The organism is Pseudomonas syringae pv. cilantro, assembly GCF_001293775.1.
GTDB lineage: Bacteria > Pseudomonadota > Gammaproteobacteria > Pseudomonadales > Pseudomonadaceae > Aquipseudomonas > Aquipseudomonas syringae_P.
This window is the reverse complement of the sequence record NZ_LGLN01000013.1, coordinates 21,565-34,813: the sequence shown is the minus strand read 5'-3', so window position 1 is coordinate 34,813 and position 13,249 is coordinate 21,565. Positions and strand designations below refer to the sequence as shown.

At 60.9% G+C, this 13,249-nt stretch carries 12 protein-coding genes; 6 read left to right on the top strand and 6 right to left on the bottom strand.

Translation table 11 applies throughout. The features are described from left to right. The first annotated feature begins 27 nt into the window (after positions 1–27). Positions 28–1,443 carry a DUF726 domain-containing protein gene (locus tag ABJ99_RS01525; protein ID WP_054084320.1) on the top strand — a complete coding sequence of 472 codons (1,416 nt, stop codon included), beginning with the start codon at positions 28–30 and terminating at the stop codon, positions 1,441–1,443. A 6-nt stretch (positions 1,444–1,449) separates the two neighbouring features. Here the strand turns inward: ABJ99_RS01525 and ABJ99_RS01520 are convergent, their stop codons facing one another. Further along, on the bottom strand, positions 1,450–2,478 hold the full coding sequence (locus tag ABJ99_RS01520; RefSeq protein ID WP_054084671.1) for a bile acid:sodium symporter family protein: 1,029 nt from the start codon (positions 2,476–2,478) through the stop codon (positions 1,450–1,452). Between the two features lie 425 nt (positions 2,479–2,903). On the opposite strand from ABJ99_RS01520, the gene ABJ99_RS01515 reads away from it, so the two are divergent. Beyond that, positions 2,904–3,800: a PA4780 family RIO1-like protein kinase gene (locus ABJ99_RS01515; RefSeq protein WP_024673563.1), complete on the top strand. Its 897-nt coding sequence runs from the start codon at positions 2,904–2,906 to the stop codon at positions 3,798–3,800. Positions 3,801–4,100: 300 nt separating this feature from the next. On the opposite strand, the gene cueR is transcribed toward ABJ99_RS01515, so the two are convergent. The 3 genes from cueR to ABJ99_RS01500 all read right to left on the bottom strand — a co-directional run bounded on the left by cueR (position 4,101) and on the right by ABJ99_RS01500 (position 7,158). Next, positions 4,101–4,514, bottom strand: coding sequence for a Cu(I)-responsive transcriptional regulator (gene cueR, locus ABJ99_RS01510; RefSeq protein WP_054084319.1), 414 nt, complete (start codon positions 4,512–4,514; stop codon positions 4,101–4,103). Beyond that, a complete protein-coding gene (locus ABJ99_RS01505; RefSeq protein ID WP_054084318.1) occupies positions 4,511–6,709 on the bottom strand; it encodes a heavy metal translocating P-type ATPase in 2,199 nt (732 codons plus the stop codon). The genes cueR and ABJ99_RS01505 overlap by 4 nt, the downstream gene beginning before the upstream one ends. Positions 6,710–6,777: 68 nt before the next feature. Next, a complete protein-coding gene (locus ABJ99_RS01500) occupies positions 6,778–7,158 on the bottom strand; it encodes a hypothetical protein (protein ID WP_054084317.1) in 381 nt (126 codons plus the stop codon). 160 nt (positions 7,159–7,318) lie between these two features. On the opposite strand from ABJ99_RS01500, the gene ABJ99_RS01495 reads away from it, so the two are divergent. Then, positions 7,319–7,516: a heavy-metal-associated domain-containing protein gene (locus ABJ99_RS01495; protein ID WP_054084316.1), complete on the top strand. Its 198-nt coding sequence runs from the start codon at positions 7,319–7,321 to the stop codon at positions 7,514–7,516. Between the two features lie 145 nt (positions 7,517–7,661). Beyond that, positions 7,662–8,858: a multidrug effflux MFS transporter gene (locus ABJ99_RS01490; RefSeq protein ID WP_054084315.1), complete on the top strand. Its 1,197-nt coding sequence runs from the start codon at positions 7,662–7,664 to the stop codon at positions 8,856–8,858. 53 nt (positions 8,859–8,911) lie between these two features. On the opposite strand, the gene ABJ99_RS01485 is transcribed toward ABJ99_RS01490, so the two are convergent. Then, a complete protein-coding gene (locus ABJ99_RS01485; RefSeq protein ID WP_054084314.1) occupies positions 8,912–9,925 on the bottom strand; it encodes a zinc-binding alcohol dehydrogenase family protein in 1,014 nt (337 codons plus the stop codon). Between the two features lie 114 nt (positions 9,926–10,039). Here ABJ99_RS01485 and ABJ99_RS01480 point away from each other — a divergent pair, with 114 nt between their 5' ends. Beyond that, positions 10,040–10,963 (top strand): LysR family transcriptional regulator, encoded by a 924-nt coding sequence (locus ABJ99_RS01480; protein ID WP_054084313.1) that lies wholly within the window; start codon positions 10,040–10,042, stop codon positions 10,961–10,963. A 435-nt stretch (positions 10,964–11,398) separates the two neighbouring features. Further along, positions 11,399–12,091: an ArsR/SmtB family transcription factor gene (locus ABJ99_RS01475; protein WP_054084312.1), complete on the top strand. Its 693-nt coding sequence runs from the start codon at positions 11,399–11,401 to the stop codon at positions 12,089–12,091. 167 nt (positions 12,092–12,258) lie between these two features. Here the strand turns inward: ABJ99_RS01475 and ABJ99_RS01470 are convergent, their stop codons facing one another. Further along, positions 12,259–13,212 carry an adenosine deaminase gene (locus ABJ99_RS01470; RefSeq protein ID WP_054084311.1) on the bottom strand — a complete coding sequence of 318 codons (954 nt, stop codon included), beginning with the start codon at positions 13,210–13,212 and terminating at the stop codon, positions 12,259–12,261. Positions 13,213–13,249: the final 37 nt, after the last annotated feature.

Here is a 13,249-nt window from a genome sequence, read left to right as displayed (position 1 = left end):
GCACCCGCCCATGCGTAACAGGACAACGTGGACAATCATTTCAAGTTTCTGACTTTGCCCAAGACCTCGGGTGAGGTCGCCAACGTCTTCATTCACGGCTATTCGTCCGGCCACGATCTGGATGACCGGCGCATGCTGGCCAACAGCATCCCCGGTGCCTTGCGCCACAGCGTGAACATCCTGGCCTTCTGGCCGTCGAGCCATTTCACGCAAATGGATAATCGCTCGCGCGGCCTGTTGATGGCGGCTGCCCGCGTGCATCCGCTGGCCGGTGCGGCGGCGCTGGCCGGGGACCGGGTGGTTCATTTCGCGCGTATTCGTAACCGGGCCCGTGACATGGGCAAAGTGTTGCTGGCGCAACTGGACCGCTACCTGTTCGAACATCATCCGCAGGTAAAACGCGTCAACCTGATCGGCCACTCACTGGGCGGGCGGCTGTTGGTCAGTGCGCTCAAAAACTTCGAACATCCCCTCGAACACGGCCTGGTGATCGTCGACGTACTGCTAATGGCCGCTGCGGTGCGCATCGATGCTGCCGAGGCGCAGGTGCTCAAGCGCAGAATCAGTGGGCGGCTGATCAACGCGTATTCCACTGAAGACCATGTGCTGTTACTGAACCTGGGTGAAAAAAGTCTGGGGCGCACGCCGGTCGAGCATTTTGAAAACGTGCGCATGCCGGGCTATCGCCATCACCATTACTGGCGGCGTTTGCAGGAAGTGCTGATTGCGACCGGATTCAGCGGCTGCGAAGGGCTGGAAACCGGCGTAGCGGTGTTGCCGACTACAAGCCGCGATCCGGTGTTGCAGGACACTTGGTTGCATGACGTTCTGGCGCGCTCGCCGGATTACGTGCTCGATGCGGCGATCAAACATTTAAGCAGCAGCCGCTGGACGCGTCTCAAGGAAACCGAAGCGGACCTCACTTACGCATTCGTGCGCGAATTCCAGCTGGTCGCCGGGCACTTTCTGATCAACGCCGCCCGACGTCGTGGCGTGCCCTACACGCGAGTGCTCGGCATGCTGGCTCGGCAATATGGTCTGGACGATGCGCTGCATCACTGTGCGACGGTGGTCGAGGTCGAGGAACTGCTGCTCAAGACCTTCTTCCGCCAGGCGTTCAACAGCGCGCACCCGCTGGTGCAGATGCCACGCGCCAGTGTCCGGGCGTTGAGTTGGGAGGTGTACGCCGCGCATGTCGACGCGCTGGCCGAGCGCCTGACCGTGACGGCGTTTTTCAAGCCTGCGCTGGCTGATCAGCCCGCGCAACTCGCCAAAGCTCCCGGCTCGATCAAGGGTTTGCTCGGTGCCATTCGCCAAGCCCCGGTGCAGCGCCTGCTGACGCACTTTGGCACCGCGCTGCGGCCTGGTTATTCGGCGCTGATTCCGACAGTGGCGATCATCTTCTACGCACGGGTGACGCTGAATGATGACGCGCTGATGTAGCGTCCGTCAGGCGGCGCGCGCTTCTTCCAGCGCAGCCTGCGAAAGTTGTTGGCGATGGCGACTGGCGTAGCTTTCGGCGATCACCGAGCAAACGATCAACTGCATTGGGTGATAGATCATGATCGGCAGCAGAATCAGCCCCAGCCCCGGATTGCTGCCGAAGATCAACGCCGCCATGGGCGCACCGGCTGCCAGCGATTTCTTGGTGGCGCAAAACACCGCCGCGACCTTGTCGGCATGGTCGAACTTGAGCGCCCGCGCCGTGCGAGTGGTCAGCAGCAGAATCACCGCCAACAGCAATGCGGTGCCGACGAACGCGGTCAGGATCACGCTGTCGCCCTGGCTCTGCCACATGCCGGAGATCATCGAATTGCAGAACGCCGCGTAGACCAGCAGCAGGATCACCATCTTGTCGATCAGGTTGGTGAATTTCTTGTGCCGCGCGAAGAACTTGCCCAGCAGCGGTCGCAGCAACTGCCCCAGAACCAGTGGTAGCAGGAGCAGGGCGCAGAGGCTCAACAGCGTGTCGCCCAGATCGATGCCGCCAGCGCCAGTGCCGACCATCAGGCTCACCAGCCAGGGGGTGATGAAAATCCCGATGACGCTGGACATGCTGGCATTGAGAATCGCCGCCGGAACGTTACCGCCGGCGCTGCCGGTCAGTGCCACCGAAGACGAAATGGTCGAGGGCAGGGCGCACAGGTAGAAGAAGCCCAGCATCAGCAGCGCGGGCACATGCGAGCCCAGCAGTTGGTCGCAGGCCAGCCAGATCAGCGGGAACACTACAAAGGTGAACGTCTGGATCATCACGTGCAGCCGCCAGTTGCTCAAACCTCGTTTGATCTGCTCGCTGGACAGGTTCACACCGTGCAGAAAGAACACCACGAACACGCCGGTATTAATGACGTATTCGGCGTGCATGGTGCCGCCGGTGGCCCCGAAGCGCGGGAAGAAATAGGCGAGGACCGTCGCCAGAACCATGCCCCACAGGAACCAGTCGGTGGCGACGCGCTTGAAGTGTTTGAGTGATTTCATGGCGGACCCGGACAGCTTTTCAGTCAGGAAGGTTGCAGGCTGGTGACCCTGCTTAACGGTTGTGTTCACGTTCTGCACTGGAACAGGGCGTCAGTGTAACCAATACCGCGCAAATATGGGGTTGTGGGGTTGCGGGGTTCGAGGACGTGTTCGGTCATTGGCCGGCGATTCGTGCAAGTCTGGGGGCCGGTTGCGCAGGCACCAAGCAAGCATCAATGGCGGTCTTTTCCTGAATCCGTACATTTTGTCCCGGAATATCTTTCACCCCTTGTGCGGCACGAAAGGTGCTTGAACCGGGGCGTTGCGCGGTTTTTGGTGAAAAAACCCTTCAATCCGTAAGGCCCTACCCCTACTCGCTAGCGGAAGATTGCCGTATAACGGCAACAATCGCGTATCTGGCAACAAAGGACCCACAATAAAAGCTGATGAAAACTCCTAAACGCATTGAACCCCTGATCGAAGACGGTCTGGTCGACGAGGTGCTGCGCCCGCTCATGAGTGGTAAAGAGGCAGCTGTTTATGTGGTGCGCTGTGGCAATGAGCTGCGGTGCGCCAAGGTTTACAAGGAGGCCAACAAACGCAGTTTCCGGCAGGCGGCCGAGTATCAGGAAGGTCGCAAGGTCCGCAACAGCCGTCAGGCCCGGGCCATGGCCAAGGGGTCCAAGTTCGGACGCAAGGAAACCGAAGACGCCTGGCAGAATGCCGAGGTGGCTGCACTGTTTCGTCTGGCTAGCGCCGGGGTCCGCGTACCCAAGCCGTATGACTTCCTTGAAGGCGTATTGCTGATGGAACTGGTCGCCGACGAGTACGGCGACGCCGCCCCGCGCCTGAACGACGTGGTACTGGAGCCTGATCAGGCGCGCGAGTATCACGCGTTCCTGATCGAGCAGATCGTGCTGATGTTGTGTGCCGGCCTGGTGCACGGTGACCTTTCCGAGTTCAACGTGCTGTTGGCGCCGTCCGGCCCGGTGATCATCGACCTGCCGCAAGCGGTCGATGCTGCGGGCAACAATCACGCGTTCAGCATGCTCGAGCGCGACGTCGGCAACATGGCGCTGTACTTCGGACGCTTTGCGCCGGAACTCCGGAGCACCAAGTACGCCAAGGAAATGTGGTCGTACTACGAGGCGGGCACGCTGTCGCCAACCACGGTGTTGACCGGTGAATTCGACGAGCCTGAGGACGAAGCCGATGTAGGCGGCGTACTGCGCGAAATCGAAGCTGCCCGCCTCGACGAAGCCCGCCGCCAGGCCGCCCGCGCCGCAGACGACGCACCACCGAGCAAATCCACCGAAGAGCCACCGCCGCCGTGGATGCAGTAGGGCCTGACGCAAGGCGGCCCCACTGGCGCGTGCGATAATCTCAACTATCGTGCGACGCTCCGCGTCGCTATACACAAGTCCGCTTTTGATTCTGGCNTCGCAGCCCATCGCAGCCCATCGCAGCCGTCGTAACCTCCTGAAGCTCCCACGCCCTCCGGGCAGAAGCCCAATATACGGGCATTTCGGAACTTATGTATAACGCTGAGCGTTGGAGCGTAGGGAACGATAATCTCAACTATCGTGCGACGCTCTGCGTCGGCATGCGGTTCCGGACGCTCCGCGTCCTCGTGCGTCGCCGCGTTAGCGGCACACCGATGAACAACACCCACCCGACGCCAGGTCCTTGAGGATCGGACAGTCGGGGCGGTCGTTGCCCTGACAGTGGTCGACAAGTTCCTGAAGTGTGTCGCGCAGGCTGGCCAGCTCCTCGATCTTGCGGTTCAGGTCGCTGATGTGCTGACGGGCCAGCGCCTTGACGTCGGCGCTGGCGCGTTGCCGGTCTTGCCAGAGGGTCAGCAGTTTGCCGACTTCCTCCAGTGAAAACCCCAAGTCCCGCGAACGCTTGATGAAGGCCAGCGTGTGCAGGTCTTCCGCGCTGTACAGGCGATAGCCGCTGTCGCTGCGATGTGCGGCTTTGAGCAGGCCGATGGATTCATAATAGCGAATCATCTTCGCGCTCAAGCCGCTGCTCTTCGCTGCCTGACCGATGTTCATGGCCTGTCCTCCAGATCACGGGGTTTCCAGGTTTTCAGCAGCAAAGCGTTACCCACCACGCTGACGCTGGACAGCGCCATGGCTGCGCCGGCGAGGACCGGGTTGAGATAGCCCAGCGCCGCAAGCGGGATGCCGATCAGGTTATAGACGAACGCCCAGAACAGGTTCTGGCGGATCTTGGCATAGGTCCGTCGGCTAATGTCCAGTGCCGCCGGCACCAGTCGCGGATCGCCGCGCATCAGCGTGATGCCCGCCGCATGCATCGCAACATCAGTCCCGCCGCCCATCGCGATACCGACGTCAGCCGCCGCCAGCGCCGGTGCATCGTTGATGCCGTCGCCGACCATCGCCACCACATGGCTGTTTTTCAACTGATTGACCGTGGCCGCCTTGTCGGCAGGCAGCACCTCGGCGTGCACATCGTGTATGCCCAGCGCCCTGGCAACCATCTGCGCGCTGCCGCGGTTATCGCCGGTCAGCAAATGGCTGGTGATGCCGCGCGCGTTCAGGGCCCTGATCGCCTGATCCGTTCCGGGTTTCAGCGTGTCACCAAAGGCGAACATGCCGATGACTTTTGGCTCCGGAGCCTGCTCGATCAGCCAGGACAGCGTTCGCCCGTCGGCTTCCCAGATGCGTGCCGACTCGGCCAGTTCACCCATCGGCAGGCCACTTTCGTCCAGCAAGCGCCGATTGCCCAGCGCCAGTTCGCGACCCTGCACCGTTCCGGCGATCCCCCGGCCGCTCAGGGCGTGGCTGTTTTCAACCGCGTCGAGTCCGAGCTGCCATTCGTGACAGACATCCAGCACGGCCTTGGCCAACGGATGTTCGCTGCCGCGCTGCAATGCGCCCGCCAATTGCAACAGATGCTCTTCATTGCCCAGCACCGCGCTCATGTTGGTGATGCGCGGTGTGCCGGAGGTCAGCGTGCCAGTCTTGTCGAACACCACCGCATCGACGTCATGGGCGCGCTCCAGAGCCTCAGCGTCCTTGATCAGAATGCCGTAGCGCGCCGCCACGCCGGTCCCGGCCATGATCGCCGTCGGCGTCGCCAAGCCCAGCGAGCAGGGGCAGGCGATAACCAGCACGGCGACGGCATTGATCAGCGCCACTTCGAGCGCTGCACCGACCAGCAGCCAGCCTGCCAGGGTCAGGAAGGCGATCACCAGCACGGTCGGCACGAACACCTGGCTGACTTTATCCACCAGCCTCTGAATCGGCGCTTTGCCTGCCTGTGCGTCTTCGACCAGGCGAATGATGCGCGCCAGCACCGTTTCGGCACCCAGCGCTGCAGTACGAATCAGCAAGCGACCTTCGCCATTGATAGCACCACCGGTGACCCGGTCGCCCGGCTGCTTGGCCACTGGCAGGCTTTCACCGGTGATCAGCGCTTCATCGGCATGGCTGCGGCCCTCGAGCACTTCGCCGTCCACTGGAAAACGTTCGCCGGGCTTGACCAACACTGCGTCGCCAAGGCGCAGCTGGCTGATCGCCACGTCCTGCTCGATGCCGTCGATCACCCGTAAAGCGCGGTCCGGGCGCAAGGCTTCAAGCGCTCGAATGGCGCTGGCGGTCTGGCGTTTGGCGCGGCTTTCCAGGTATTTGCCTAGCAACACCAGCGCGATGACCACCGCAGAAGCTTCGAAGTACAGATGCGGCGTTGTGCCAGGCGCGGCGCTCAGCCATTGGTAAACGCTCAGGCCGTAACCGGCGCTGGTGCCGATGGCCACCAGCAGGTCCATGTTGCCCGCGCCTGCCCGCACGGTTTTCCAGGCGGCCACATAAAAGCGCGCGCCCAGCAGGAATTGCACCGGTGTCGCCAGCGCGAACTGCACCCAGGCGGGCAACATCCAGTGCACGCCCAGCGGCGTCAGCAGCATCGGCATGATCAACGGCAGCGCCAATGCGATGGCCAGCAGCAAGGCCCAGCGCTCACGGTGTAGATGGCGAAGCTTTTTATCGACTTCAGCGTGACGGTCCTGAACCAGCGTCGCGCCATAGCCTGCACGGCTGACGGCGTCGAGCAGGGTCTGCGGATCGGTGTGCGGCGCGGTCGTCACATGGGCGCGCTCGTTGGCCAGATTGACCGTCACGCTATTGACCCCCGGCACTTTCGCCAGGGCACGCTCGACCCGACCGGCGCAACTGGCGCAGGTCATGCCGCTGATCGGCAGGTCGAAGGTGGTGGTGTCTTGCATGTCTGTCACTCCCTGAGGCTGATACCTGCAAGGATCAACCTTGCCACATGGGCAAGGTCAAGCGCGATTCAATAATTGAGGTCGGCTTTCTTGAGGTACAGCCCGGTCAGGTCGGTGGCGATGCGGTATTTGAGAATGTCCCCGGCGTGCAACTGGATTTTGATGCTGCGCTGCGCTTCCATGCCTCCCTCACAGCCTCCGACGTTGCCGCGCAGGGTGGTCAGGCGCACAGACACTTCGCCGGGAGGCAGGTTGAACGACACCGAATCTTCCTGGAACAGTCTGCCGGCCAGACGGTTCTGAACGTAGATGCCGATCTCGCACGAGGTCGCCACTTCCAGACGCTCTCGGGAAATGATCAGGATGCCGTAATCCTGAGCCGCCTGCGTGGCGGGGGCGATGGCCAAGAAACCGAGAATGCTGAAGAGGCCTACTGCTGACCAGCGCATCGCTGATACTCCTGAGGTAAACGTCGATGACGATATAGCGTTGGGATCAGCTTGGCCCACGATGACCGCGAATACCAGCCCGGCAGGAACAACAGAAACTTGACCTTGCCACGATGACAAGGTTGAAGATGCGCTCATCCATCATCAAGGGAGAGACCCCATGCAGTTATTCAATGTGCAAGGCATGACCTGCGGGCACTGTGTTCGCGCCGTGACCGAGGCGATCAAGCATGCAGATGCGGACGCCGAGGTGCAGGTTGAACTGGCCAGCAAGCAGGTGAAGGTACAGAGCAGCCTGTCGCCGGAACAGATTATCGGGCTGATCAGCGAAGAGGGTTATCAGGCGCAATTGGCGTGACTTGAAAAGGGGAGATCAGTCGATCTCTCCATCTTTTTATCAATCATCATGCTGAAAAATTTTGAATTAATTCTCCCTTTCGTCGTTCTCTGCAAGGTAAGCCGTTAAACTAGCCCGTTGCTCTGCATCCGATAATGGACACCCGATGAATCTACGAACCATCCTTATCCTTGGCTCATTGAGCGCCTTTGGCCCTCTGGCCATCGACTTCTATCTTCCTGGCTTTCCAGCCATGGCCTCGTACTTCGGGACCGATGAAAAACATATTCAGCTGACCCTGGCGGCTTATTTTCTGGGGCTTTCCCTGGGCCAACTGGCCTACGGTCCGGTGGCTGACCGGTTTGGTCGGCGCATGCCGATGCTGGTCGGCGTCACGCTGTTCATGCTGGCGTCAGTGGCCTGCGCGTTTGCGCCGAGTCTCGAATGGCTGATCGCTGCGCGCTTCGTTCAGGCGCTGGGAGGCTGCGCCGGAATGGTGCTGTCGCGGGCGATTGTCAGCGACAAATGCAACGCGGTCGAGTCGGCCAAGGTCTTTTCGCAATTGATGCTGGTGATGGGCCTGGCGCCGATTCTGGCACCCATGCTGGGCGGTGTGTTGGTCAGCACCTTCGGCTGGCAGTCGATCTTCGCCAGCCTCGCCGTGTTCAGCGGGGCCTGCCTGACGGCGGTCGCGTTGGGTCTGCCGGAAAGCATGCCAGCCAGCACGCCGCGTCAACCGTTGAGGGGCGCTTTTCGGCAGTACGCCAATCTGTTCAAGGACGGTGTGTTCATCGGCCATGCGCTGACAGGCGGCATTGCCATGGCCGGGATGTTCGCTTATGTCGCCGGATCGCCGTTTGTCTTCATCAAACTGTACGGCGTGCCGGCCGAGCATTACGGCTGGCTGTTCGGGATGAATGCGGCGGGCTTCATTCTGGTTGCGCAGATCAACGCGCGGATTCTGCGCAAGACCTGCCCGGCGTTTCTGCTGTCGCGCACGGTCTGGATCTACCTGACGGCGGCGCTGGTCTTGCTGGCCGTCACGTTCCTGCGCACCGAAGCGCTCTGGCCGTTGCTGGTGCCGCTGTTCATTTGCGTGGCGAGCCTGGGTTGCATCATTCCCAATGCGTCAGCCTGTGCCATGAACGGCCAGTGGGCGCGGGCGGGCAGTGCGTCGGCGTTGCTGGGCTGCCTGCAATTCAGCGTCGCCGCCGTTGCTGCGAGTCTGGTGGGCGTGCTGCATGACGGCACTGCCACCCCGATGGCGCTGGTCATCAGCTTGTGCGGCGTGCTGACAGTGGGTATTTCGGTACTGACACGTCGTGCGCAAGGCCAACGGGATGGTCAGGCGCAGACCGCCTGATCAGCTGCGCAGGTTGTGTCGGTGGAGTGATGCACCGACACAGCCGTAGCGCTTCAGAAGCCTTCAAGCACAACCTTGCCTTTGGCCTTGCCGCTTTCCAGCAACGCATGAGCGCGACGCAGGTTCTCGGCGTTGATGCGGCCGAAGTGTTCACCGAACGTGGTTTTCAGCGTGCCGGCGTCGATCAGTTCTGCCACCCGGTTGAGCAGGTTGTGCTGTTCGATCATGTCTTCGGTTTCGAACATCGACCGGGTGTACATGAACTCCCAGTGCAGCGAGAGGCTCTTGCGCTTGAGCTTCGACACATCCAGCGCTTTGGGGTCATCGATCAGCCCCAGCTTGCCTTGTGGCTTGAGCGCCTCGACCAGTTGATCCAGATGCTGTTCGGTCTGCGTCAGGCTGGCCACATGGGTCACCTGATGCAGGCCAACGCGCTTCAACTCTTCGCTCAACGGCTTGCTGTGGTCCAGCACTTCGTGTGCGCCCAGCTCGCGAACCCAGCGTTCGGTTTCCGGGCGCGAGGCTGTGCCGATGACTTTCAATGAAGTCAGCTGCCGCGCCAATTGGGTCAGGATCGAACCGACGCCACCCGCCGCGCCCACGATCAACAGGCTTTGCGAGCCTTCGCCCTTCTGTTGAGCCACTTCCAGACGCTCGAACAGCAACTCCCAGGCCGTGATTGCCGTCAATGGCAACGCCGCCGCGTGAGCGAAGCTCAGGGTTTTGGGCATGTGACCGACGATGCGCTCATCGACCACATGCAGTTCGCTGTTGGCGCCCGGCCGAGTCAGTGAACCGGCATAAAAGACCTGGTCGCCCGGTTTGAACAGCGTGACCTGGCTGCCGACGGCCTTCACCACACCGGCCACATCCCAGCCCAGTACCTTGGCGGCGCCGTCTTCGGGCTGGACGTTCTGACGAATCTTGGTGTCCACCGGGTTGACCGAGATGGCTTTCACCTCGACGAGCAGGTCGCGCGCGCCGGCGACCGGTTCTGGCAGCTCGATGTCTTGCAATGAGTGGGCGTCGCTGATTGGCAGGGACTGGTAGTACGCAATGGCTTTCATGACAGGGGCCTCCATAGAGAAAGTGATGAGGGGATCATTGGCTATTTCCAGTAAAGATAAAACCCGCTAAAACGGCAGTCTCTTTCAATTTTATTTTGATAATCCGAGGGTTTGATGCTGCGTTTTGATGACTTGCAGTTGTTCGTGCGCGCTGCCGATCTGGGCAGTCTGTCTGCCGCCGCGCGGGTCATGGATCTGTCTGCAGCGGTCGCCAGCGCGGCACTCAAGCGCATCGAGCAGCAATTGGGCGCGCGCTTGCTGGCCCGCTCGACCCGCAGCCTGCGCCTGACCGCCGAAGGGGAAGGCTTTCTGGAATACGCGCGCGCCGCGCTTGGCAGCCTGGAAGAAGGGCGACGTTTGCTGGCCAGCAGTCAGGATCGCTGCGAAGGCGTGCTGCAACTCTCGGCGCCTTCGGACCTGGGGCGCAACCTGCTGTTGCCGTGGCTGGACGCGTTTCAGGAACAACACCCGCACCTGACCGTGCGGCTGTTGCTGGGCGACCGTATCGCGGACCTGTTTCGTCAGCCGGTGGATGTCGCGCTGCGCTACGGCGAGCCCGACGATTCCAGCCTGGTCGCTTTGCCGGTGCTGCCCGACAACCGGCGCGTGTTGTGCGCAGCGCCGAGTTACTTGCAGCGGCATGGTGAACCGCAGCAGGTGGAGCAACTGGCGCAGCATAACTGCCTGTTGTTCATGCTCGGCGATCGCGTGCACGACCGCTGGACATTTCACGACGGCAAGCGCGAGATCAGTCTGACCGTCAGCGGCAACCGTTTCAGCGATGACGCCGACGTCGTGCGTCGCTGGGCGGTGGCAGGTGAGGGCGTGGCGTACAAGTCATGGCTGGATGTCGCGGCTGATGTGCGGGCCGGGCGCCTCAAGGTGCTGATGGCGGATTTGCAGGGCGAGCGCGCACCGCTGAACGTGTTGTGCGCGCATCGTGCGCAACTCAGCAAGCCGGTCAATCTGTTACTGGATATGCTCAGGTCGCGCTGTAAGCAACATGCTGTAGGGCAGTCGCCTGTTGGTTTGTTTTAACCGCTACGCCTCAGAGAGAAACAGCCTACGGAAACGTCGGAAAATAGAGTATTTAAATGCATTTCAAAAGTGCAAGTTTCTTGTGGCGGAACAAAGTGCGCACTGACTGTTGTTGAGCGCTTTTGGCATTTTTGTCATAGGTGTTGCACTTGTCTTTTCCAACGATGCTTTGGGCCACGACCGAAAGCCCTTGGATAGAGCTGTTTCGTCATCAAATACCAGACTTTTCAAGTGCGCGGAATACGAAAACTTTCAACTGTTTTGCACATGCTTGTGCGACAACAGTTGGTACGAATAGTGTTTTACCCGATTTGGCCAAAGGGCATAGAGTTTATACTTGTCATTTCAGGTTGAAGCCGCGTTCAACTGTATCTCGGCGTCATTGCTTTCATTAAGTCATCGCGGCGGATGAATGTTTCAACAGGGAGTGGACACATGGAATATGCACCTTGCATCAGCCAGATTGCGGCATTGCTGGCCGATCCCAAGCGTAGCTCAATGATATGGGCCTTGATGGACGGGACTGCTCGCTCTGCCGATGAACTGGCCATTCTGGCCGGGCTCTCTACGTCCTCGGCAGGCGCTCATCTTGCGCGTCTGACCAGTGGCGGTCTGTTGAAGCAGGAAGTCCGCGGGCGCAAGCGTTTCTTCCGCCTGGCTGCGCCGGAAGTGGGCGCTGCTATCGAAGCGCTGGCCAGTGCGTCGATAGCCAGTGCGGATCAGATCAGCCGCCGTGTCGCCCAGTCCATCCCGCCATTACCGTTGCGTCGTGCAAGAATCTGTTCCGACCATCTGGGTGGCGAAATCGCCGCCGAGCTTTACCAACGCCTGTTGGGGGCAGGCTGGATAGAGCAGCAAGAGCAACGAATCGAGGTGACCAGCAAGGGCGTGGCCCGATTTGCCGAACGGGGCATTTACATACCGGCGCTCGCCCAGCGCAAACGCGAAACGGTCTGCGCCTGTCCGAAATGGAGTGAATTCAGCCCGCACCTGGGCGGCGCACTGGGCGCGGGACTGTTGCAGCTGTTCATCCAGATGGGCTGGCTGCGCGCCACCGAAGAGTCCTGCACCTTGCAGGTCTCATCGAACGGGCAGCGGGAAATCAGCAAGATAGCAGCGGCGGCGTGAATGGGTCCTGTGGGACGAGGCTGAAGCGTCTTCTGACTATCTCTGCGTCGGCATGCCGTTCTGGACGCTCAGCGTCCTGTCTTGAGGGCGTGGCGCAGACCTGCGACGCAGAGCGTCGCGAACGGCATTAAGTGAGGAACGATAATCTCGGCTCCAGCGCGGTCGCCTCAGGGCTTGACCAGTCGTGCGTCCAGGCTGTTTTGCGCCAGGCGGGCGGCCTGGTCCTGGGTCATGCCCAAGTGCATATACAGCGCATTGAAGTTCTCGGTCACGTAGCCGCCGAAGTAGGCCGGGTCGTCCGAGTTCACGGTGACTTTCACGCCGCGCTCAAGCATGTCGAGGATGTTGTGCTGGGCCATGTCGTCGAACACGCACAGTTTGGTGTTGGACAACGGGCAGACGGTCAGCGGGATCTGTTCGTCGATGATGCGCTGCATCAACCGCTCGTCTTCGATGGCACGCACGCCATGGTCGATACGCTGGATTTTCAGCAGGTCCAGTGCTTCCCAGATGTATTCCGGCGGGCCTTCTTCGCCAGCATGCGCCACGGTCAGGAAACCTTCGTTGCGCGCCCGGTCGAACACACGCTGAAACTTGCTCGGAGGGTGGCCCATCTCGGAACTGTCGAGGCCGACGGCGACGAACGCATCGCGAAACGGCAGCGCCTGGTCGAGGGTCTTTTCAGCTTCTTCCTGGGACAAGTGGCGCAGGAAGCTCAAAATCAGACCGCTGTCGACGCCCAGCTTCGATTTGCCGTCTTTCAGCGCGCCGGTAATCCCCGCCAGCACCACTTCAAACGCAATGCCACGGTCAGTGTGGGTTTGCGGGTCGAAGAACGGTTCAGTGTGGATAACGTTCTGTTCCTTGCAACGCAGCAAGTACGCCCAGGTCAGGTCGTAGAAGTCCTGCTCGGTGCGCAACACGTCTGCGCCGCGGTAATACAGGTCGAGGAACTCCTGCAGGTTGTTGAAGGCATAAGCCTTGCGCAGCGCGTCGACGTCATTCCACGGCAGGGCAATCTTGTTGCGCTCGGCCAGGACGAACAGCAGTTCGGGCTCCAGCGAGCCTTCGAGGTGCAGATGCAGTTCTGCCTTGGGCAGGGCGTTCAACCAGTCGTACATATTCTTTTCTCATCAGGTGCAGATCGCGTGCATTCTA

Bases quoted from the DNA above. Each gene is read 5' to 3' on its own strand.
- ABJ99_RS01490 (WP_054084315.1), top strand. From the start codon at position 7,662: ATGAATCTACGAACCATCCTTATCCTTGGCTCATTGAGCGCCTTTGGC.
- ABJ99_RS01515 (WP_024673563.1), top strand. From the start codon at position 2,904: ATGAAAACTCCTAAACGCATTGAACCCCTGATCGAAGACGGTCTGGTC.
- ABJ99_RS01495 (WP_054084316.1), top strand. From the start codon at position 7,319: ATGCAGTTATTCAATGTGCAAGGCATGACCTGCGGGCACTGTGTTCGC.
- cueR (WP_054084319.1), bottom strand. From the start codon at position 4,514: ATGAACATCGGTCAGGCAGCGAAGAGCAGCGGCTTGAGCGCGAAGATG.
- ABJ99_RS01470 (WP_054084311.1), bottom strand. From the start codon at position 13,212: ATGTACGACTGGTTGAACGCCCTGCCCAAGGCAGAACTGCATCTGCAC.
- ABJ99_RS01520 (WP_054084671.1), bottom strand. From the start codon at position 2,478: ATGAAATCACTCAAACACTTCAAGCGCGTCGCCACCGACTGGTTCCTG.
- ABJ99_RS01480 (WP_054084313.1), top strand. From the start codon at position 10,040: ATGCTGCGTTTTGATGACTTGCAGTTGTTCGTGCGCGCTGCCGATCTG.
- ABJ99_RS01505 (WP_054084318.1), bottom strand. From the start codon at position 6,709: ATGCAAGACACCACCACCTTCGACCTGCCGATCAGCGGCATGACCTGC.
- ABJ99_RS01485 (WP_054084314.1), bottom strand. From the start codon at position 9,925: ATGAAAGCCATTGCGTACTACCAGTCCCTGCCAATCAGCGACGCCCAC.
- ABJ99_RS01475 (WP_054084312.1), top strand. From the start codon at position 11,399: ATGGAATATGCACCTTGCATCAGCCAGATTGCGGCATTGCTGGCCGAT.
- ABJ99_RS01500 (WP_054084317.1), bottom strand. From the start codon at position 7,158: ATGCGCTGGTCAGCAGTAGGCCTCTTCAGCATTCTCGGTTTCTTGGCC.